The organism is Pseudomonas sp. MYb118, assembly GCF_040947875.1.
GTDB lineage: Bacteria > Pseudomonadota > Gammaproteobacteria > Pseudomonadales > Pseudomonadaceae > Aquipseudomonas.
In genome coordinates, this window is record NZ_JBFRXN010000002.1 from 1,981,787 (window position 1) to 2,002,901 (window position 21,115).

Here is a 21,115-nt window from a genome sequence, read left to right on the forward strand (position 1 = left end):
GGTGTGTGAGCGCACATCCAACCCCTGTAGGAGCGAGCTTGCTCGCGATGAATTCACCTCGGTTATGGATTGAGCATAGTCACCCTAGTCACACCAACCCCCCATTGGCGCGCAAAATCTGCCCGTTGACCCAGGCCGAATCCGGCCCCACCAAAAACGACACCACCCGCGCGATATCCTCCGGCTGGCCCAGGCGCTCCAGTGGCGCCATCTTGGCGAAGTTCTGGATCTGCTCCTCGCTCTTGCCATGCAGGAACAGATCGGTGGCGACCGGGCCGGGCGCCACCGCGTTCACCGTGATCTGGCGCCCGCGCATTTCCTTGGCGAACACCTGGGTCAGGGATTCCACCGCCGCCTTACTGGCGATGTACACCGCGTAACCCGGCAGGTTCATGCCGACCGTGCTGCTGGAGAAATTGACGATGCGCCCGCCATCGTTCAGGCGCGTGGCCGCTTCGCGCAGGGTATTGAAGGTGCCGCGCGCATGAATGCTGAAGGTCTGCTCGAACAGCTCATCGCTGTGTTGTGCCAGCGGCATGACCTTGAGGATGCCGGCGTTGTTGACCAGCACATCGACCTTGCCCAGTTGCGCCTCGGTTTCGTCGAACATGCGCCGCACGTCGTCGGCGTTGGCTACGTCTGCCTTGATCGCTATGGCTCGATGGCCGGCCTGACGCAATTCCACCACCAACTTCGAGGCCTCGCTGGCGCTGTTGGCGTAATTGATGGCCACGGCGAAACCTTCGCTGGCCAGTTGTTGAGCGATCACGGCGCCGATACCGCGGGAGGCGCCGGTGATGATGGCAACTTTCGAGTGTTGAGCAGTCATGGTGGAAATTCCTGTCGATGGAAAGTGCAGCCAATTTCACATGTTTACTCAGGTGGATAAATGCACGAGAGTTGCCTTGACTGTTCAATAATCGCCAACAATCAGCGTTCAGGAGTTCAAGGTGGATCAAGTCAGGGCGATGAAGGTTTTCGTGCGGATCTACGAGCGCAGCAGCTTCACCCTGGCCGCCCAGGACCTGAACCTGCCCCGCGCCACGCTGACCCACACGCTCAATCAGTTCGAAGCCTGGCTCGGCACGCGTCTGCTGGAGCGCAGCACCCGCAGGGTTCGTCCTACGCTGGATGGCGAGGCGTATTACCAGCGTTGTGTGCAACTGCTGGCAGAGCTGGAAGATGCCGAACTGGCGTTTCGTGGCGTGGCACCCAAGGGCCTGCTGCGGGTGGATTTGCACGGCACGCTGGCCAGGAGCTTTGTCATTCCGGCGCTGCCGCAATTCATGGCGCGTTACCCCGACATCGAGCTGTCGATCAGCGAGGCCGACCGCTTGGTGGACCTGATCAGCGAAGGCGTCGATTGCGTGCTGCGCGCCGGCACGCTGACCGACTCGACCCTGATCGGCAAGCGCGTGGCCAACCTGCGCCAGATCACCTGCGCCAGCCCGGCCTACCTGCGCAAATACGGCGTCCCGAAAACCCTCGACGACCTCAAGCACCACCGCGCGGTGAACTACGTTTCGCGCAGCAACGCCAAGTTGTTCCCGTTCGAATTCCTGGTCGATGGCCAACTGCAGGAAGTGCCGATTCCCAGCGCGATCTCGGTATTCGGCGCCGAAATCTACGCCGCCTCGGCCATCGCCGGCCTGGGCCTTATCCAGTGCCCGCAATACCGCATGCACACCCAGATCGCCCAGGGCCTGATCCAGGAAGTCCTGCCTGACACCCCGCCACCACCGATGCCGGTATCGGTGCTGTACCCGCACAACCGCCACATGTCGCCTCGGGTTCGGGTGTTTGTGGATTGGTTGGGGGAGGTGTTTGCGGCGGCGCGGTAGCCGTTGGTCTGAGCGAGAGACCATTGTCTTTTTCGGTGTGTATGGTGTGTATCAATATCTCCGACATGGACAACTCTCAGGAAGGATTCATCGACATGAAATTTCCAGTCGTTCTGCATAAGGATGCCGACTCGGACTACGGAGTGATCGTCCCGGATGTGCCGGGTTGTTTCTCCGCGGGCAGCACAGTGGCGCAGGCCCTTGAAAGCGTGCAAGAAGCGTTGTCCCTGCACTACGAAGGGCTGGTGGCAGACGGTGATCCGTTGCCGCAGGTGCAGGAAATCGACGTACATATCGCCAACCCCGATTACGCCGGGGGCGTCTGGGCAGTGGTGGAGTTCGATATCACGCCTTACTTCGGCAAGGCGGTGCGCTTCAACGCGACGCTGCCAGAACAACTGCTTGAGCGCATCGACCAGACGGTCAGGCGTGACCAGCGCTACCGCTCAAGGTCCGGTTTTCTGGCGGCAGCAGCGCTGCGTGAGCTGTCGGCATAGGGATTCGACGAACGTTTTGTGAAACGTTTCAGCAAATATTCGAGTCGGAAGGTTTTTGGTGTTTGTCTGGGCGTATGCTGGGCGACTTGCGAAGCAGTCGATACCAACTTCAAGACAGACAAGAGAGGATTCGATGACTTACACCGCTGCCGAAAACCGCTACGACTCCATCCCTTATCGCCGCGTCGGTCGCAGCGGCCTGGTGCTGCCGGCGTTGTCCCTGGGCCTGTGGCACAACTTCGGCGACAGCACGCCGATCGACACGCAGCGTGCGTTGTTGCGCACGGCGTTCGACCTTGGCATCAACCACTTCGACCTGGCCAACAACTACGGCCCGCCGTACGGCAGTGCCGAGATCAATTTCGGGCGGTTGCTGCGTGAAGACTTCAAGCAGTATCGCGATGAGCTGATCATCTCCAGCAAGGCCGGTTGGGACATGTGGCCAGGGCCTTACGGCCAGGGCGGTGGGTCGCGCAAATACGTGCTGGCCAGCCTCGACCAGAGCTTGCAGCGCCTGGGCCTGGACTATGTGGATATCTTCTATTCACACCGTTTCGACCCGGACACCCCGCTGGAAGAAACCGCCAGCGCATTGGCCACCGCGGTGCAGCAGGGCAAGGCGTTGTACATCGGCATCTCTTCCTATTCCGGGGTGAAAACCCGTGAGATGGCAGGCCTGTTGAAAGAGTGGAAAGTGCCGCTGCTGATTCACCAGCCGGCGTACAACCTGCTCAATCGCTGGGTGGAAAAGGACCTGCTGGACGTGACCGACGAACTGGGTACCGGGGTAATCGCCTTCACGCCGCTGGCGCAGGGGTTGCTGACCGACAAGTACCTCAACGGCGTGCCGGCGGATGCGCGGGTCAATCGTCCGGGCGGTGGTTCGTTGCAGGCCTCGCATTTGTCCGACGCCAACATCGCCCACGTTCGGGCGCTGAACGAGATCGCTCAGCGTCGCGGGCAGAGCCTGGCGCAGCTGGCCCTGGCCTGGACCCTGCGCGATCCACGGGTGACCTCGGCGCTGATCGGCGCCAGCCGGCCGGAGCAGATTATCGAGAACGTGGGGGCGTTGCAGAACCTGAGTTTCAGTGCCGAGGAACTGGCGGAGATTGATCGGTTTGCCCAGGAGGGCGGGATCAATCTTTGGGAGAAGCCTTCGATGGCGGAGTGAGTCTGCGGTGCCATTCCTGGCCCCATCGCGAGCAGGCTCGCTCCCACACTGTTTTGTGTCTGGCGCAATTCAAATGTGGGAGCGAGCCTGCTCGCGATAGGGCGGAGAGGTTGCGAAAAATTCAGCGAAAAAACGGCACATCCCCCAACACCGTCGCCCGCTGCATCACCCGCCGTGCCGGGCGGTAGTCATCCACCGCGTAATGCTGGGTCACGCGGTTATCCCAGAACGCGATGTCGTCCTGCTGCCAGCGCCAGCGAATGGTGAATTCCGGGCGGGTGGCGTGGGCGAACAGGAATTTCAGGATGGTCTCGCTCTCGGTGTCCGAGAGCTCATTGATCCTTGAAGTGAAGCCTTCGCTGACGAACAGCGAGCGCCGTCCGCTCACCGGGTGAGTGCGAATCACCGGGTGCGACAGCGGCGGGTTCTTGCGCCGGGTTTCTTCCCATTGCGCCAGTGCCTCTGGGGTATTGCCGTAGCGTTCGAGCGGAAAGGAACGGGTGAAGTCGTGGGTGGCGGTCAGTCCTTCGAGCAGGCTTTTCATCGGCGCCGACAGCGCTTCATAGGCGGCAATGCCGCTGGCCCATAACGTATCGCCGCCATATTCGGGAAGCAGTTTGGCGCTCAGCACCGCGCCCATCGCCGGGGTCGGCAGGAAGGTCACGTCGGTGTGCCAGATGGCGTTGTCGCGCACGTCGGTGACGGCGGTGTCGAGGATCAGCACCTCCGGTTGTTCCGGCACATTAGGGTAGATCGGGTGAATGTGCAGGTCGCCGAAGTTGGCGGCAAAACGTGCCTGCTGTTGCGGGGTGATCGGCTGGTTGCGGAAGAACAGGACCTGGTATTTCAACAGCGCCTGCTCGATGGCATCGCGCTGGGCCACGGACAGCGGCTGGCTGATGTCGATGCCGCTGATTTGTGCGCCGAGGGCGGCGCTTAAAGGGGTGATGTTCAGGCTGCTCATGGTGGTTCTCTTCGAATTCGGGGGGGCCACTGCTTTTCTGTGGGAGCGAGCCTGCTCGCGACTGATGTATCAGACGGCAACGTCATGACTGATCCACCGCTATCGCGAGCAGGCTCGCTCCCACAATGATTCGTCATTCAATTCAATGCGCCTGGCCATGCCACGGCACCAGTTTGCGTTGCAGGGCGCGCAATCCCATTTCCATGGCGAAGGCGATCAGCGCGATTACCAGGATCCCCAGCACCACCACATCGGTGACCAGGAACTGCGCGGCCGACTGCACCATGAAGCCCAGGCCGCTGGTGGCGGCGATCAGTTCGGCGGCGACCAGCGTCGACCAGCCGACACCCAGGCCGATGCGCACGCCAGTGAGGATGTCCGGCAGGGCACTGGACAAGATCACGTGGCGAATCAGCTGCACGCGGGTGGCGCCCAGGGACTGCGCGGCGCGCAGTTTCGCCGGGTCGACGGTGCGCACTCCGGTGGCGGTGGCGATGGCAATCGGCGCGAAAATCGCCAGGTAGATCAGCAGGACTTTCGACAGCTCGCCAATGCCGCACCAGATCACGATCAACGGCAAATAAGCCAGCGGCGGGATCGGCCGGTAGAACTCGATCAAGGGGTCGAGCACACCCCGGGCAATGCGGTTGGCGCCAATCGCGACACCTACCGGTACGGCGGTCAGCACCGCGAAACCCAGGCCCAGGCCAATGCGCCCCAGGCTCGCGCCCAGGTGCTGCCACAAGGTGGAATCCATGTAGCCGGAGGTCGCCAATAGCCAGCCTTTTTGCAGCACGGCCGCGGGCGGTGGAAGGAACAGTGGCTCGATCAAGCCCGTAGCCGTGACCGCCCACCACAGGGCCAGCAGCGCGACCAGCGTCATCACGCTGATCCAGCGGGTGCTCAAGTGCCGACGAGGCGCGGCAGGTGCCGCGCCGGGTTTGACCGCGACGGCGGGAATCTCATAGCTGCTCATGCGCGCTCCTGCAGCAAAGTGGCGCTGCGTTGCGAGAACACCTTGGCGAGCACGTGCTCGCGGGTTTCGATGAAGCGAGGGTCGGACTTGATCGAACGAGCCGACTCACCGGCGGCGTAACGCTGGCCGAAATCCAGGTGCAGGCGCTCGACGATCTGCCCGGGGTTCGGCGCCAACAGAATCAGGTCGGTGGCGAGGAACACCGCTTCTTCGATGTCATGGGTAATCAGGAACACCGGTTTGGCAGCGCGTTGCCACACCTGCAACAGCAGCTCCTGCATCTGTTCGCGGGTGAAAGCATCGAGGGCGCCGAACGGTTCATCCATCAGCAGCACGCGCGGATCGGCGGCGAGTGCGCGGGCCAGGCCGACGCGCTGTTTCTGCCCACCGGAAAGCTGCCAGATGCGCCGATGCTCGAAACCGGACAGGTCCACCAGCGCGAGCATTTCCCGGGCGCGGGCCTCGCGCTGCTCTCGGGCGACACCGGCCAGCTCCAGGCCGAAGCCGACGTTGGCCAGCACGTCCTGCCAGGGCAGCAGGGCATCGTCCTGGAACACCACGCCACGTTCGGCGCTCGGCCCCTTGACCGGCACGCCGTCGAGGGTGATGCGCCCGGCGCTGGGTTCGACGAAGCCGGCAATCAGGTTCAACAGCGAAGTCTTGCCACTGCCGGACGGGCCCAGGGCGACCAGCAATTGCCGGGGCCCCAGGGTCAGGGAAATATCCGCCAGCACAGGCTGTGCACTGCCGGGGTACTGTGCGCTGATGCGCTCCAGCTGTAGCAAGGCCATCGCGATTCGCTCCCGATCAGTTGGTGATGTACTGGGCGCTGACGTACGGCGCGTAGTCCGGCAGCACGGCTTCGACCTTGCCTTGCTCCTTGAGGAACACGGCGGTGTCGGTGATGGCTTTGGTGGTCGGGGCGCCGAGGCTGCTCACCTGGTCAGCCGCAAGGGGGTAGACGTTGCCTTGCAGCAGCAACGGAATGTCGCTGGCCTTGGCGCCGGAGAGCTTCACCAGCTTGTCGACGTTGCTCTGGTTGGCGAGCCAGGCTTGCGGGTCCTTGCGGTACTCGGCGTAGGCGTCGAGGGTGACCTTGGCGAACGCGGTGACGATTTCCGGGTGCTTCTCGGCGAAGTCCTTGCGCACGATCCAGGCGTCGAAGGTCGGTGCGCCGAACTTGGCCAGCTCACCGGAGGTGATCAGCACCTTGCCGTTTTCCTTGGCCACGCCAAGCGCCGGGTCCCAGACGTAGGTGGCGTCGATGTCACCGCGTTTCCAGGCGGCGATGATGGCCGGTGGCGCGAGGTTGAGCACGGTGACTTTCGACGGGTCGATGTTCCAGTGCTTCAGCGCGGCGAGCAGGCTGTAGTGCCCGGTGGACACGAACGGCACGGCAATTTTCTTGCCGACCAGGTCCTGTGGCGTCTTGATCCCGGAACCGTCGCGGGCCACCAGGGCTTCGGCGGCGCCGATCTGGGTGGCGATGAGGAAAGTCTGCACCGGCACCTTGCGGGTGATCGCGGCAGTCAACGGGCTGGAACCGAGGTAGCCGATCTGTACATCGCCCGAGGCGATGGCGGCGATGATGTCGGCGCCGTTATCGAATTTGCGCCAGTTGATGTCGGCCTTGGTGGCCTTCTCGTAGGCGCCGTCGGCCTGGGCGACCTTGGCCGGGTCGACGGTGGTCTGGTAGGCGACGGTGACGTCGGCCGCCTGGGCAAACAGACTCGCAGCGGCCAGCGAAGCGGCCGCCAGGAGGCGAAGGGGGAAATGCAGTTTCATGGGGAAGCTCCTTGTCAGGCGACCGAGGATCGGCGTGAGAAGGAGACTAAATGATCTAAGAATTCTAAAATAAATAACTTTTTAGAATTAGCTTAGTGTTGGTGGATTTTAGGCGTGACCCCGCAGTGTTGCCATCGCGAGCAAGCTCGCTCCTACAGGGGATTTGTGGCGTTCACTGATCTTCTGTAGGAGCGAGCTTGCTCGCGATGAGGTCCGCAGGACCTCTCGGGATTTAATTGCTGATCGCCAGAATGCTCGCCTGATACGACCCGACAAACACATCGAAATCGCCGACTTCGTTCTGTTCCAGCTCCACCTGCTCGGCCAGCGAGGCTCGTGCGCGCTCTTCGAACGCCGCCTGTTCTTCGCGGCTCAACGGCTCGCTGCGGAAGTACTCGGCGTGGGCCTGGCTCTGGCGCAGGGAGAACTGGGCGAAGCTTTCCTTGTGCTCGGCCATCGCCGCAAGCACCTGGGCCGAAGGTGTCAGGGACGCATCGTTGACCTTGGCCAACTGCGCATCCAGCGCCTTGCTGTGGGCATCGCCGCCCTGGCTTTGATCCAGCAACGCCGCCAGCGGGGCGATCTTCTCGAGCAGTTCGCCCGCCCATTCCTTCAAGTCGACCGCCTGGCCGTCGCGCTGCAACTGCAGGCCCGGACGACGACCTTCCTTGACCACGCTGAGGAAGTTCGAGGTCGCGTTGCCGCACGAATTGTTGGTCAGCAGCGGGCTGTCGTTCAGCGCGCAGTACAACAGGAACGCGTCGATGAAGCGCGACTCGTTGAGGTCGATGCCCATCGGCAGGAACGGGTTGATGTCCAGGCAGCGCACTTCGACGTACTGGATGCCGCGGGCCATCAGCGCCTGGATCGGCCGCTCGCCGGTGTAGGTCACACGTTTCGGGCGGATGTTGGAGTAGTACTCGTTTTCGATCTGCAGGATGTTGGTGTTGAGCTGAACCCACTCACCGTCCTGATGGGTGCCGATTTCCACATAGGGCGCGTATGGCGTGGCGACAGCCTGGCGCAGGCTGTCGGTGTAGCTCACCAGGTCGTTGTAGCACGGCGTCAGGCCGGCCTGGGCGTTGCTCTGGTAACCCAGGTCACTCATGCGCAGGCTGGTGGCGTACGGCAGGTACAGGGTGTCCGCGTCCAGTTGTTCCAACTGGTGCGAGCGACCGCGCAGGAAGCCGGCATCCAGCGCAGGCGAGGCACCGAACAGGTACATCAGCAGCCAGCTGTAGCGACGGAAGTTACGGATCAGGGCGATGTAGGCCGACGACTGATAATCGCGATCGGTGCCGACAAAACCCTCGGCTTCCTTGAGCAGTGGCCAGAGCTTTTCCGGCAGGGAAAAGTTGTAGTGAATCCCGGCGATGCACTGCATGGTCTTGCCGTAGCGCAGGGCCAAGCCCTTGCGGTAGACGTACTTGAGCTGGCCGATGTTGGACGTGCCGTAGTAGGCGATCGGGATATCTTCCTCGGCCGGCAACGGGCACGGCATCGAAGGGCTCCACAGGTACTCGTTGCCGAGTTTGCTGTAGGCAAAGCGATGAATCTTGTCCAGGCTCGCCAGCGTGTCCGCCGGATCAGGCAGGGCCGGGGTGATGAACTCCAGCAGCGACTCGGAGTAGTCGGTGGTGATCTGTTCGTTGGTCAGCGCGGAACCCAATTCTTCCGGGTGCGGCGTTTGCGCCAGGCGACCTTCGCTGGTCACGCGCAGGCATTCACGTTCGATGCCGTGAAGGCACTGTTCGAGCAGAGAGAGGTTGGCGCGCTCGCCGAGCAGAGCCAGGCGGCGGTTGAGAAGTTCGCTCAAGTTGGATTCCTTCACGCGTCAGTCGCCCCAATATGGGGGTGGGCAAGACGGTCTACAAGGGTGAAGTTAAAACTGGCGTTTTCGCCTGGTTTTTATCGCCGATTGATCAATATTTGCACAGCCTCCCCTGTAGGAGCGAGCTTGCTCGCGATGCGGTGTGTCAGTCAGCACAATGGCGTCTGATACTGCGCTATCGCGAGCAAGCTCGCTCCTACAGGGACGGGCTTTGTAGCGAAATTAACTCAAATTGATGGCGACTAGCTACAGGACAGCGAACGTGCCTTGTGCTTTTGCGACGAGTTTGTCGCCCTGCATCACGTCGGCCTCGACCACCAGCGTGCGCCGGCCCGGGTGGATCACCCGCGCCGTGCACATCACCTCGCCGTCGGACACGGCGCGGATGTAGTTGATCTTGCATTCGATGGTCGCGCTCTGCTGGTCAAAGCCGTGGCTGCTGGAACAGGCCAGCCCCATGGCAATGTCCACCAGGCTGAACAGGGCCCCGCCGTGCAGCTTGCCGGCGCGATTACGCAGCTCGGGTTCCAGCACCAGGACGACTTGCGCCACCCCGGTGTCCAGGCTGTGCAAGCGACAGCCCAGCAACTTGAAAAACGCGCTTTCGGTGTACCCGGCAGGGATGTCCATCAACGTTTCTTCAATTGCTTGGCGTTGGCGAACAGCGAAGCCATGGCGTTATTGGCCGGAGCTGCCGTGGTTTCCTTGCGCGGTGCATTGTTCTGCGACTGGCGCGGTGCCGAGCCTGGACGCGCGCCACGGGCACCGTCGATTTTCTCGCCAGGGGTGTCGCTCATGCGCATCGACAGGCCTACGCGCTTGCGCGGAATGTCGACTTCCATGACCTTCACTTTCACCACGTCACCGGCTTTCACCGCTTCACGCGGATCCTTGATGAACTTCTCCGAAAGCGCAGAGATGTGCACCAGACCGTCCTGATGCACGCCGATGTCGACGAAGGCACCGAAGGCCGTCACGTTGGTCACCACACCTTCGAGGATCATGCCCAATTGCAGGTCCTTGAGGTCTTCGACGCCTTCCTGGAACTCGGCCGTCTTGAACTCCGGACGCGGGTCGCGACCGGGTTTTTCCAGCTCTTGCAGGATGTCGGTGACGGTCGGCAGGCCGAAGGTTTCATCGGTGTACTTTTTCGGGTCCAGGCGCTTGAGGAAGGCGGCGTCGCCGATCAGCGAGCGGATGTCGCGGTCGGTTTCAGCGGCGATGCGTTGCACCAGCGGGTAGGCTTCCGGGTGGACCGCCGAAGAATCCAGCGGGTTGTCACCGTTCATCACGCGCAGGAAGCCGGCGGCCTGTTCGAAGGTTTTTTCACCCAGGCGGGCGACTTTCTTCAGCGCGGCGCGGGTCTTGAACGCACCGTGTTCGTCGCGGTGGCTGACGATGTTCTGCGCCAGGGTGGCGTTGAGGCCGGAGATACGTGCCAGCAGCGCAACGGACGCGGTGTTCACATCCACACCTACGGCGTTCACACAGTCTTCGACCACGGCGTCCAGGCCGCGCGCCAGTTTCAGCTGCGACACGTCATGCTGGTACTGGCCGACACCAATGGATTTCGGGTCGATTTTCACCAGTTCCGCCAGCGGGTCCTGCAGGCGACGGGCAATCGACACCGCGCCACGGATCGACACGTCGAGGTCCGGGAATTCCTTGGCCGCCAGTTCCGATGCCGAGTACACCGATGCGCCGGCTTCGGACACCATGACCTTGGTCATTTTCATGGCTGGGTATTTTTTGATCAGCTCGATGGCCAGCTTGTCGGTTTCGCGGCTGGCGGTGCCGTTGCCGATGGCGATCAGGTCCACCGAATGTTTGGCGCACAGGGCCGCCAGGATCGCGATGGTCTGGTCCCACTTGTTGTGCGGCACGTGCGGGTAAACGGTAGCGTGATCCAGCAGCTTGCCGGTGGCATCCACCACGGCGACCTTGCAACCGGTGCGCAGGCCAGGGTCGAGGCCCAGGGTTGCGCGCGGGCCGGCCGGGGCCGACAGCAGCAGGTCGTGCAGGTTGTGGGCGAACACGTTGATCGCTTCGGTTTCCGCGCCATCGCGCAGCTCGCCGAGCAGGTCGGTTTCCAGGTGCGTGTAGAGCTTGACCTTCCAGGTCCAGCGCACCACTTCACCCAGCCATTTGTCGGCGGCACGGTTCTGGTTCTGGATGCCGACGTGCTGGCCGATCATGCCTTCGCATGGGTGCAGGGTGCCGGGCAGTTCTTCGCCGACTTTCAGCGCGGAGCTGAGAATGCCTTCGTTGCGGCCACGGAAAATCGCCAGGGCGCGGTGCGACGGCATGCTCTTGAGCGGTTCGTCGTGCTCGAAGTAGTCGCGGAACTTGGCGCCTTCCTCTTCCTTGCCGGCAATCACGCGGGCACTGAGGGTGGCTTCCTGCTTGAGGTAACTGCGCAGCTTGTCCAGCAGGCTGGCGTCTTCGGCGAAGCGTTCCATGAGGATGTATTTGGCGCCTTCGAGGGCGGCCTTGACGTCGGCCACGCCTTTTTCGGCGTTGACGAAGCGCGCGGCTTCGCTGTCCGGGGCGAGCGTCGGGTCGTTGAACAGGCCATCGGCCAGCTCGCCCAGGCCTGCTTCCAGGGCGATCTGGCCCTTGGTGCGGCGCTTCTGCTTGTACGGCAGGTACAAGTCTTCGAGACGGGTCTTGGTGTCGGCGAGCTTGATGTCGCGTTCCAGTTGCGGGGTCAGCTTGCCCTGTTCCTGGATGCTGGCGAGGATGCTGATGCGCCGTTCGTCGAGTTCTCGCAGGTAGCGCAGGCGCTCTTCCAGGTGACGCAGCTGGGTGTCATCGAGACTGCCGGTCACTTCTTTCCGGTAACGGGCGATGAAGGGAACGGTAGAACCTTCATCGAGTAGCGCGACGGCCGCTTCGACCTGTTGTGGGCGTACGCCGAGTTCCTCGGCGATGCGGCTGTTGATGCTGTCCATAAAACCACCTGACAAATTGTGAAAGCAGGCTCGCAGGCGCGTAGATCGGGCTCGGCGAGTCTGGTTGAGCGGCCTGGCCAGCACCGCTGCCTGGGTCGACAGGCATCCCGTTGACCCGTGAAATCGAATAATTACTGCGACGGCCATGAAAAAATGACGAGGGCCGCGGCGATAAGGATCAGACGTTGCCTGACACAAAAGGCCGCGCATTATAACCAGCGTTCTGTCATTCGGGGGCATCGCAGGCTGTAGGCACAATGCCCGTATTTCTGGCGGTGAAGGAAAAATCTGCTAACAATGCACACGGTGCGTATAACGGCAGCTACGCCATAATGCGCGCCGAGATCAAAGGAGCATCCAATGAGCAGCACTGCAAACATTGCTGAAGGCGAAAAAATTCTTATCGTTGACGACGATCCGGGGCTCAGCAGCCTGCTGGAACGCTTTTTCGTCAGTAAGGGCTACCGCGCCCGCGCCGTTCCGAACACCGAACAGATGGACCGCCTGCTGGCGCGTGAAGTGTTCAACCTGGTCGTCCTCGACCTGATGCTGCCCGGTGAAGACGGCCTGACCGCCTGCCGCCGCCTGCGCAGCGCGAACAATCAGATTCCGATCATCATGCTGACCGCCAAGGGCGACGAGCTGAGCCGTATCAAGGGCCTGGAACTGGGCGCCGACGATTACCTGGCCAAGCCGTTCAACCCGGACGAGCTGATGGCCCGCGTCAAGGCCGTCCTGCGTCGCCAGTCGGCGCCGGTGCCGGGCGCCCCGGGCAGCGAAGAAGAAAGCGTGACCTTCGGGGACTACGAACTGTCCTTGGCCACCCGTGAACTCAAGCGCGGCGCCGAAGTGCACATGCTCACCACCGGCGAATTCGCGGTGCTCAAGGCGTTGGTGATGAACGCGCGTCAGCCATTGACCCGCGACAAGCTGATGAACCTGGCCCGTGGCCGTGAGTGGGATGCGCTGGAGCGTTCCATCGACGTGCAGATTTCCCGTCTGCGCCGGATGATCGAGCCTGATCCATCCAAGCCGCGTTACATCCAGACCGTCTGGGGTGTGGGTTACGTGTTCGTTCCGGATGGCGCCGCCACCAAGTGATCGGCGATTTGTAGGAGCGGGTCCTGCGCACCAGCCAATTGTGCGCAGACTCGCGATCCGCAATATGCGAGCATCGCTCGCTCCTGCAAGTGTGTAGCGGTTATCCATGAAAACCCCTGTGTGGTTCCCCCAGAGTTTCTTCTCCCGCACCCTGTGGCTGGTGCTGATCGTCGTCCTGTTTTCCAAGGCGCTGACCCTGGTTTATCTGCTGATGAACGAGGACGTGCTGGTGGACCGCCAATACAGCCACGGTGTCGCCCTGACCCTGCGCGCCTATTGGGCGGCCGACGAAAACAATCGCGACAAAATCGCCGAGGCCGCGACCCTGATCCGGGTCACGGGCGCCGGTGTGCCGGAAGGCGAGCAACACTGGCCCTACAGCGAGATCTATCAGCGCCAGATGCAGGCCGAACTGGGCGCCGACACCGAGGTGCGCTTGCGCATGCACTCGCCGCCAGCCCTGTGGGTGCGGGCGCCAAGCCTGGGTGACGCCTGGCTGAAAGTGCCGCTGTACCCGCATCCGTTGCGCGGCCAGAAAATCTGGAACGTGCTTGGCTGGTTCCTGGCCATTGGCCTTTTGTCGACGGCATCGGCATGGATTTTCGTCAGCCAGCTCAACCAACCGCTCAAGCGCCTGGTCTACGCCGCCCGACAACTGGGCCAGGGCCGCAGCGTGCGCCTGCCGATCAGCGACACGCCCAGCGAGATGACCGAGGTGTATCGCGCCTTCAACCAGATGGCTGAGGACGTCGAACAGGCAGGGCGCGAGCGCGAGCTGATGCTGGCGGGGGTCTCCCATGACTTGCGCACCCCGCTGACTCGCTTGCGCCTGTCGCTTGAATTGATGGGCGACCGCACCGACCTGACCGACGACATGGTCCGCGATATCGAGGATATGGACGCGATTCTCGACCAGTTCCTGGCGTTCATCCGCGATGGCCGCGACGAGTCGGTCGAAGAAGTCGACCTGACCGACCTGGTGCGCGAAGTCGCAGCACCCTACAACCAGAACGAAGAGAAAGTCCGGCTGCGCCTGGAACCGATCCAGCCGTTTCCGTTGCGTCGGGTGTCGATGAAGCGCCTGCTGAACAACTTGATTGGCAACGCGCTGCATCACGCCGGCAGCGGCGTGGAAGTGGCGGCGCATGTGTCCGGGGACGTGAATGCGCCCTATGTAGTGCTGAGCGTGATGGACCGTGGTGCCGGTATCGACCCGTCGGAGCTGGAGGCGATCTTCAACCCGTTCACCCGCGGTGATCGTGCCCGGGGCGGGAAGGGCACGGGCCTGGGGCTGGCGATCGTCAAGCGGATCGCTTCGATGCATGGCGGCAACGTCGAACTGCGCAACCGCTCCGGTGGCGGGCTGGAAGCGCGGGTGCGGTTGCCGTTGGGGTTGATGTTGCCCAGGGATGCGGTTTAAACCCTAAGGGCCTCATCGCGAGCAGGCTCGCTCCCACAGGGGTTCTGTGAACACCACAAACCCCTGTGGGAGCGAGCCTGCTCGCGATGGCGGCCTCCGTGCCGCCAAAGTCCTTGGGACTAACCCTTCCCCTTGGTCCGAGTCATATTCGGCCCACCATTCTTCTCCAGATGCTCGATGATGATCCCCGCCACATTCTTCCCGGTGGTGGTCTCGATCCCTTCCAGCCCCGGTGACGAGTTCACCTCCATCACCAGCGGCCCGTGGTTGGAGCGCAGGATATCCACCCCCGCCACCGTCAGCCCCATCACCTTCGCCGCACGCAGCGCGGTCATGCGTTCCTCCGGCGTGATCTTGATCAGGCTGGCGCTGCCGCCGCGGTGCAGGTTGGAGCGGAACTCCCCCGGCTTGGCCTGGCGCTTCATCGCCGCGATCACCTTGTCGCCGACCACGAAGCAGCGGATGTCGGCGCCGCCGGCCTCCTTGATGTACTCCTGAACCATGATGTTCTGCTTGAGGCCCATGAACGCCTCGATCACCGATTCCGCTGCGGTCGCCGTTTCACACAGCACCACGCCGATACCCTGGGTACCTTCCAGCACCTTGATCACCAGCGGCGCGCCGTTGACCATGTCGATCAGGTCGGGAATGTCATCCGGTGAGTGGGCGAACCCGGTGACCGGCAAGCCGATACCCCGGCGCGACAGCAATTGCAATGAACGCAGCTTGTCCCGTGAGCGGGCGATGGCCACCGACTCGTTGAGCGGGAACACCCCCATCATTTCGAACTGGCGCAGCACGGCGCAGCCGTAGAACGTCACCGATGCGCCGATCCGTGGGATCACCGCGTCGAAACCTTCCAGCGGCTTGCCACGGTAATGGATCTGCGGCTTGTGGCTGGCAATGTTCATATAGGCGCGCAGGGTGTCGATCACCACCATTTCATGCCCTCGCTCGGTACCGGCTTCAACCAGTCTACGAGTGGAATACAGACGCGGGTTCCGCGACAGCACAGCGATCTTCATGCAACACCTGTGGAGGAGGTAGATACCGGGAACACCGGCTTGTCTTGTACATATTTGACGCCCGGACTGACCACCAACTGGCCGTCGACCAGGGCTTTGGAACCCAGTAGCAGGCGATAACGCATGGACTTGCGGCAGGCGAGGGTGAACTCGACACGCCAGACCCGATCGCCCAAAGCCAGGGTAGTGCTGACCACGTAACGCTTCTGCGCATGGCCGTTGGAGCTCTTGATGGTTTTCATCGTTACCAGAGGCGCTTCGCAACGCCGGTGACGCAATTGCACCACCGTGCCCAGGTGCGCGGTGAAGCGCACCCAGCTTTCACCGTCGCGCTCGAACGGCTCGATATCGGTGGCGTGCAGGCTGGAAGTGCTGGCCCCGGTGTCGATTTTCGCGCGCAGGCCTGCGACTCCCAAATCCGGGAGCGCCACCCACTCGCGCAGACCGACGACGGTCAAATGATCAAATGTCTTCAATAGGGAAAAACCGACGGTTAACGCTTCCAGGCTTCAGGCGATACCTGAGCCAATGCTTTGAATGCAGGCCTGGCGAACCAGTAGCCCTGCATCAGGTAAATTCCACAGTCCGCCAGGAAGTCACGTTCCCCGGCGCTTTCGATGCCTTCTGCAATGACTGTAACGTTCAACTCCGCACAGATTGTGACAATCCCCCGGACGATCACCTGACGGACGCGGTCGCGGTCGACATCGCGGATCAACGCCATATCGAGCTTGATCAGGTCCGGCTGGAAATCCGCCAGCAGATTGAGCCCCGAATGGCCCGCGCCAAAATCGTCGATGGCGGTCTTGAAGCCGAATTCGCGGTATTCACGCAGAATATTAGTCAAATGGCGATAGTTATCTACGTGCTCATTTTCAAGGGTTTCAAAAATCAGCCGGTCGAGGGGGAAGTTGTGTTTTTTCGCCGTTTCCAGGGTACTGCGAATGCACAGTTCAGGACGGTACACGGCATTGGGCATGAAGTTGATCGACAAGTGTGTCGACATGTTGAGACGATCTGCACCTTCTATGGCGCGTGTCCGGCAGAGTTGGTCGAAGCGGTAGCGGTTCGCGTCTGTGACCTGTTCGAGAACGGTCATCGCGCCTTCCCCGGCAGCGCCGCGCACCAGCGCTTCATGAGCGAAGATCGACTGGTCCCTGAGGTCGACGATCGGTTGATAGGCAAAGGCGAAGTCGAAGTCCAGCGGCTCGCTTTGCTGGCAGCCCCGGCAGCCGCCCTGGGACGATGTCAAAGAAGATGGAAATAGGGTCACTCGATCACTCCACGCCGTGGTTTCGGCTTAGTCGACAGTCTATCTGGAGAGCCGAGTTCTTGCGCCCGACAGAAACGGTAGTACAGTTCTGACTATTGGTGGAAAGAGGAATTCAAGTGGCACAAAAAAGCGAAGAGGACGACAAGGTCCGTCTCGATAAATGGTTGTGGGCTGCACGATTTTACAAAACCCGCGCACTGGCCAAGGCCGCGATAGAAAGCGGCAAGGTGCATTGGCGGGGCGAGCGCTGCAAGCCGGGCAAGGAGCCGCGGGTGGGTGACGAGTTCGAGATTCGCACCGGTTTCGATGAGCGCACGATTGTGGTTCAGGCGCTGTCGATCGTACGCCGTGGCGCACCGGAGGCGCAGACGCTCTACACCGAAACCGAAGCCAGCATCGCCAAGCGCGAAGCGGCGGCCGCCCTGCGCAAGGCGGGAGCGCTGGGGGTGAGCACTGATGGCAAGCCGAGCAAGAAGCAGCGGCGCGATCTGTTCAAGTTTCGTGGGAGCAGTGGGGGCGAGTGAGGCAGTGACACCGTCATCGCGAGCAAGCTCGCTCCTACAGAGGAGCACCACAACCCTGTAGGAGCGGACTTGTCGAATCGTCGCACCGCCGCGATCCGAGTGCACAGCACTCGGCCAGCCACCGCCAGATCAATCAGACGCTACGCACCACACTCATCCGCGACACCACCGGCAATTTCTCCAACAGCCCGAACACCGGCGCCGTGACCTTCAGGAAAAACTCCGACCCGTGATAGGCAAACGGCGTGTAGTAACCCCAACCCAGCGCCCACACCGCCATCAACACACCGCCGATGTAATCGTCCTGCCCCCAATGCGCGCCGGCCACCAGGCGCGGCATCATGAACAGCAGCGCCAGGGCCCAGATCACGAGGGTCTGCCAGGCGGTGCGGCTGAAGACGGTCATGAACAACGCCCAGATCAGCAGCACTGACGCATGGTCACCCGGAAAGCTCTGGGTCGAACGGTCTTTCAACTCCCAGCGTGCCTCGAGCCCAGGGAAGTAGTCGCTCATGCGCACGGCGCCGTCGATCATCATCGACGGGCTGCTGTGCTGCCAGCCCATGTAGCCGGTCAGCTTGGAAAACAGCATGCGGATGAACAGCAGCAATAACAGGACGGAAAAGAATCCGAAGAATGCCCGGCGTACGTCAGAGGCCTTGAAGACCCAGCCGCCGGTGATCAACAGCGTCAGCAGAATCACCCCGACCACTGCGTCGAAGGGTCGCAGACTTGCAATTGCCCACACGTGGAGCCATATCGGGTTAGTCGCCAGTGGCGCGTTGAGCAGGTGAAACAGCCACTCGTCGAAAAGCACACACAACATCTGGCCCGTAGGCCATAACCAGAAGGCCAGTAGTGCTACTGGTACCAGATTGCAGAACGCCAACCGGCGCAAGTTCCACCTTGCTTGGAACAAACCCGGATTGTTCATAAAATGCCTCCCTTGGCGGAACAGCGCGCACCGACAGGGTGTCGCGGGGGCGCAATCTTCATGCTTTGTAACCATTTTGTCATCAATTCAGATACCCAGACCTATGACCGATCTACCGGATACCGACTACACCCAACGCTTCATCTTCGATGACAGCGACACCCGCGGCGAACTGGTTTCGTTGGAGCGCAGCTACGCCGAAGTCCTCGCCAAGCACGCCTATCCGGATCCGGTCGCGCAACTGCTCGGCGAATTGATGGCGGCAGCATCGTTGCTGGTCGGTGCCCTGAAGTTCGACGGCCTGCTGATTCTCCAGGCCCGCTCCGATGGCCCGATCCCGTTGCTGATGATCGAGTGCTCCAGCGAGCGTGAAATCCGTGGCCTGGCCCGTTATGAGGCGGACCAGATCGCCCCCGACGCGACCCTCGCCGACCTGATGCCGGGCGGCGTCCTCGCGCTGACCATCGACCCTCGCCAGGGCCAGCGTTATCAGGGCATCGTCGATCTCGATGGCGAGACCTTGTCCGAGTGCTTCACCAATTACTTCGTGATGTCCCAACAGGTCGGCACCCGTTTCTGGCTGTATGCCGATGGCCGTCACGCGCGTGGTCTGCTGCTGCAACAGCTGCCTGCGGACCGACTGAAAGACGAAGAAGAGCGCGCGGCCAACTGGCAGCACCTCACGGCATTGGCCAGCACCCTGACCGCCGATGAGTTGCTCAGCCTGGACAACGAAACCGTGCTTCATCGTCTGTACCACGAAGAGCAGGTTCGCCTGTTCGATGCGCAGCGTTTGCGCTTCCGTTGCAGTTGCTCTCGCGAACGATCGGCCAATGCACTGGTCAGTTTGGGTCTGGAAGATGCCCAGGACCTGGTTGTCGAACACGGCGGCAACATCGAAGTCGATTGCCAGTTCTGCAACCAGCGCTACCTGTTCGATGCTGCCGATGTTGCTCAATTATTCGCCGGTGCGGGTGTCGAGACGCCGTCAGATACCCGTCACTAAAACGGTTCAGCGCAGGTAAATTCACTGGTTTGTGCCGGAATAACGCCGTTACGACGGGAGGGCCCTACTATTTTTGGGCGTTTCTGGCATAATCCGGCCCACTTTTTTCGCGGTAGTAGTGCACGACTTTCTACTACAACACGTTTGGAGCACTCGGCCACTGGCCGACGGGGAACCTCATGACGCAAGCCAATAACGCCGTGTACACCGATCTGAGTGTCGATGATCTGGTTAAAGAAGCCCTGAACCGCGGTGAAGGCGAGCTTGCCGACACTGGCGCGCTGGTGGTTCGCACCGGTCACCGTACCGGCCGTTCGCCAGTCGATCGTTTCATCGTTGAAGAGCCGTCCACTCAAGGCGCCATCGCCTGGGGCCCGATCAACCGCAAGTTCCCGGCCGACAAGTTCGATGCCCTGTGGGCTCGCGTCGAGGCGTTCAACAACGCGCAAGAGCACTTCGTTTCCCACGTCCATGTAGGTGCCGCCTCCGAGCACTACCTGGCGGTGAAGATGACCACCCAGACTGCCTGGCAGAACCTGTTCGGTCGTTGCCTGTTCATCAACCCTGAACAGTACAACCCGGCTGGCCGTGATGAGTGGCAAATCCTCAACGTCGCCAACTTCCAGTGCGTGCCTGAGCGTGACGGCACCAACTCCGATGGCTGCGTGATCCTCAACTTCGCACAGAAGAAAGTGCTGATCGCTGGCATGCGTTACGCCGGTGAAATGAAAAAAGCCATGTTCTCCGTGCAGAACTTCCTGCTGCCGGCCGCCGACGTGCTGCCGATGCACTGCGCTGCCAACATCGGTGAAGAGGGCGACGTGACCCTGTTCTTCGGTCTGTCGGGCACTGGCAAGACCACCCTGTCGGCTGACGAAAGCCGTTACCTGATCGGTGACGACGAACACGGCTGGGGCGAAGGCGTTGTCTTCAACATGGAAGGCGGCTGCTACGCCAAGTGCATCGACTTGTCCGAGAAGAACGAGCCGGTCATCTGGAAAGCCATCAAGCACGGCGCGGTGCTGGAAAACGTCGTGATCGACGACGCCAAGCACGCCGACTACGCCGATGTCAGCCTGACCCAGAACAGCCGCGCGGCCTACCCGCTGGAGCACGTTGCCAAGCGTTCCGAAGCGAACCTGGGTGGCGAGCCGAACGCGGTGATCTTCCTGACCTGCGACCTGACCGGCGTATTGCCGCCAGTGTCGATCCTGAACAACGAGCAGGCGGCCTACCACTTCCTGTCCGGCTACACCGCGCTGGTCGGTTCGACCGAAATGGGCTCGGGCGGCGGCATCAAGTCGACCTTCTCCACCTGCTTCGGCGCACCGTTCTTCCCGCGTCCGGCTGGCGAATACGCCGAGCTGCTGATCAAACGCATCAATGGCTTCGGCTCCAAGGTCTACCTGGTCAACACTGGCTGGACCGGCGGTGGCTACGGTGTCGGCAAGCGCTTCAACATCCCGACCACCCGTGGCGTGATCGCCGCGATCCAGAGCGGTGCGTTGATCGGTGCTGAAACCGAGCACCTGGACACCATCAACCTCGACGTGCCAAAAGCCGTGCCGGGCGTTGAGACTGGCCTGCTGAACCCACGCAACACCTGGGCTGACAAGGCTGCCTACGACGAAGCGGCCAAGGCCCTGGCCGGCCTGTTCATCGAGAACTTCAAGAAGTTCGACGTGAGCGACGCGATCAAGGCTGCGGGTCCGAAGTTGTAAGACTTGCTGCAATGAAAAAGCCGCCCCTCGGGGCGGCTTTTTTGTGCCTGGGGGTTCTCTCCATCCATCTTCACCCTCTGTCCCTGCCCTCTGTA

20 protein-coding genes are annotated in these 21,115 nt (G+C 61.8%); 8 read left to right on the plus strand and 12 right to left on the minus strand.

Annotated features, from left to right (window positions below):
* Positions 1–88: 88 nt before the first annotated feature.
* The gene (locus ABVN20_RS15010; protein ID WP_368556499.1) at positions 89–829 is read right to left on the minus strand and encodes an SDR family oxidoreductase; all 741 of its coding nucleotides are present in this window, start codon (positions 827–829) and stop codon (positions 89–91) included.
* Between the two features lie 121 nt (positions 830–950).
* Between ABVN20_RS15010 and ABVN20_RS15015 the strand changes: the two genes are divergently transcribed.
* The 3 genes from ABVN20_RS15015 to mgrA all read left to right on the plus strand — a co-directional run bounded on the left by ABVN20_RS15015 (position 951) and on the right by mgrA (position 3,509).
* Positions 951–1,841 (plus strand): LysR family transcriptional regulator, encoded by an 891-nt coding sequence (locus tag ABVN20_RS15015; RefSeq protein ID WP_368556500.1) that lies wholly within the window; start codon positions 951–953, stop codon positions 1,839–1,841.
* A gap of 95 nt (positions 1,842–1,936) precedes the next feature.
* Complete coding sequence (locus ABVN20_RS15020) at positions 1,937–2,338, plus strand: type II toxin-antitoxin system HicB family antitoxin (RefSeq protein ID WP_368556501.1); 402 nt, start codon at positions 1,937–1,939, stop codon at positions 2,336–2,338.
* 133 nt (positions 2,339–2,471) lie between these two features.
* Positions 2,472–3,509, plus strand: a complete 1,038-nt coding sequence (gene mgrA, locus ABVN20_RS15025) for an L-glyceraldehyde 3-phosphate reductase (protein ID WP_368556502.1) — start codon at positions 2,472–2,474, stop codon at positions 3,507–3,509.
* Between the two features lie 121 nt (positions 3,510–3,630).
* Here mgrA and tauD read toward each other — a convergent pair whose 3' ends face one another.
* From tauD to ABVN20_RS15060, 7 genes are all read right to left on the minus strand, one after another.
* A complete protein-coding gene (gene tauD / locus ABVN20_RS15030; protein WP_368556503.1) occupies positions 3,631–4,473 on the minus strand; it encodes a taurine dioxygenase in 843 nt (280 codons plus the stop codon).
* A gap of 142 nt (positions 4,474–4,615) precedes the next feature.
* Positions 4,616–5,449 carry a taurine ABC transporter permease TauC gene (gene tauC, locus ABVN20_RS15035; RefSeq protein WP_368556504.1) on the minus strand — a complete coding sequence of 278 codons (834 nt, stop codon included), beginning with the start codon at positions 5,447–5,449 and terminating at the stop codon, positions 4,616–4,618.
* The gene (gene tauB, locus ABVN20_RS15040) at positions 5,446–6,240 is read right to left on the minus strand and encodes a taurine ABC transporter ATP-binding subunit (protein WP_368556505.1); all 795 of its coding nucleotides are present in this window, start codon (positions 6,238–6,240) and stop codon (positions 5,446–5,448) included. Before tauB ends, tauC begins: the two co-directional genes overlap by 4 nt.
* Positions 6,241–6,256: 16 nt before the next feature.
* Entirely contained in the window at positions 6,257–7,234 is a 978-nt protein-coding gene (tauA, locus tag ABVN20_RS15045) for a taurine ABC transporter substrate-binding protein (RefSeq protein ID WP_368556506.1), read from the minus strand.
* Positions 7,235–7,466: 232 nt separating this feature from the next.
* Positions 7,467–9,050: a glutamate--cysteine ligase gene (gshA, locus tag ABVN20_RS15050; protein ID WP_368556507.1), complete on the minus strand. Its 1,584-nt coding sequence runs from the start codon at positions 9,048–9,050 to the stop codon at positions 7,467–7,469.
* 261 nt (positions 9,051–9,311) lie between these two features.
* Positions 9,312–9,695, minus strand: coding sequence for a PaaI family thioesterase (locus ABVN20_RS15055; RefSeq protein WP_368556508.1), 384 nt, complete (start codon positions 9,693–9,695; stop codon positions 9,312–9,314).
* Positions 9,695–12,016, minus strand: a complete 2,322-nt coding sequence (locus ABVN20_RS15060; protein ID WP_368556509.1) for a Tex family protein — start codon at positions 12,014–12,016, stop codon at positions 9,695–9,697. Before ABVN20_RS15060 ends, ABVN20_RS15055 begins: the two co-directional genes overlap by 1 nt.
* Before the next feature lie 360 nt (positions 12,017–12,376).
* On the opposite strand from ABVN20_RS15060, the gene ompR reads away from it, so the two are divergent.
* Positions 12,377–13,117, plus strand: coding sequence for a two-component system response regulator OmpR (ompR, locus tag ABVN20_RS15065; protein ID WP_192307465.1), 741 nt, complete (start codon positions 12,377–12,379; stop codon positions 13,115–13,117).
* Positions 13,118–13,223: 106 nt separating this feature from the next.
* A complete protein-coding gene (locus ABVN20_RS15070; RefSeq protein ID WP_368556510.1) occupies positions 13,224–14,537 on the plus strand; it encodes an ATP-binding protein in 1,314 nt (437 codons plus the stop codon).
* Between the two features lie 119 nt (positions 14,538–14,656).
* Here the strand turns inward: ABVN20_RS15070 and rimK are convergent, their stop codons facing one another.
* From rimK to ABVN20_RS15085, 3 genes are read right to left on the minus strand one after another with little or no spacing between them, the layout of a single operon-like run.
* A complete protein-coding gene (gene rimK, locus ABVN20_RS15075; protein WP_065257794.1) occupies positions 14,657–15,562 on the minus strand; it encodes a 30S ribosomal protein S6--L-glutamate ligase in 906 nt (301 codons plus the stop codon).
* A complete protein-coding gene (locus ABVN20_RS15080) occupies positions 15,559–16,020 on the minus strand; it encodes an ATP-dependent zinc protease (protein WP_368557711.1) in 462 nt (153 codons plus the stop codon). Before ABVN20_RS15080 ends, rimK begins: the two co-directional genes overlap by 4 nt.
* Before the next feature lie 35 nt (positions 16,021–16,055).
* Positions 16,056–16,835, minus strand: a complete 780-nt coding sequence (locus tag ABVN20_RS15085) for an EAL domain-containing protein (protein WP_368556511.1) — start codon at positions 16,833–16,835, stop codon at positions 16,056–16,058.
* A gap of 116 nt (positions 16,836–16,951) precedes the next feature.
* Here ABVN20_RS15085 and ABVN20_RS15090 point away from each other — a divergent pair, with 116 nt between their 5' ends.
* The gene (locus ABVN20_RS15090; protein ID WP_368556512.1) at positions 16,952–17,359 is read left to right on the plus strand and encodes an RNA-binding S4 domain-containing protein; all 408 of its coding nucleotides are present in this window, start codon (positions 16,952–16,954) and stop codon (positions 17,357–17,359) included.
* A gap of 133 nt (positions 17,360–17,492) precedes the next feature.
* Here the strand turns inward: ABVN20_RS15090 and ABVN20_RS15095 are convergent, their stop codons facing one another.
* Entirely contained in the window at positions 17,493–18,293 is an 801-nt protein-coding gene (locus tag ABVN20_RS15095) for a phosphatase PAP2 family protein (protein WP_368556513.1), read from the minus strand.
* A gap of 103 nt (positions 18,294–18,396) precedes the next feature.
* On the opposite strand from ABVN20_RS15095, the gene hslO reads away from it, so the two are divergent.
* Together hslO and ABVN20_RS15105 are read left to right on the plus strand one after the other, a co-directional pair.
* On the plus strand, positions 18,397–19,299 hold the full coding sequence (gene hslO, locus ABVN20_RS15100) for an Hsp33 family molecular chaperone HslO (protein WP_368556514.1): 903 nt from the start codon (positions 18,397–18,399) through the stop codon (positions 19,297–19,299).
* A 179-nt stretch (positions 19,300–19,478) separates the two neighbouring features.
* The gene (locus tag ABVN20_RS15105) at positions 19,479–21,020 is read left to right on the plus strand and encodes a phosphoenolpyruvate carboxykinase (RefSeq protein WP_368556515.1); all 1,542 of its coding nucleotides are present in this window, start codon (positions 19,479–19,481) and stop codon (positions 21,018–21,020) included.
* Positions 21,021–21,115: the final 95 nt, after the last annotated feature.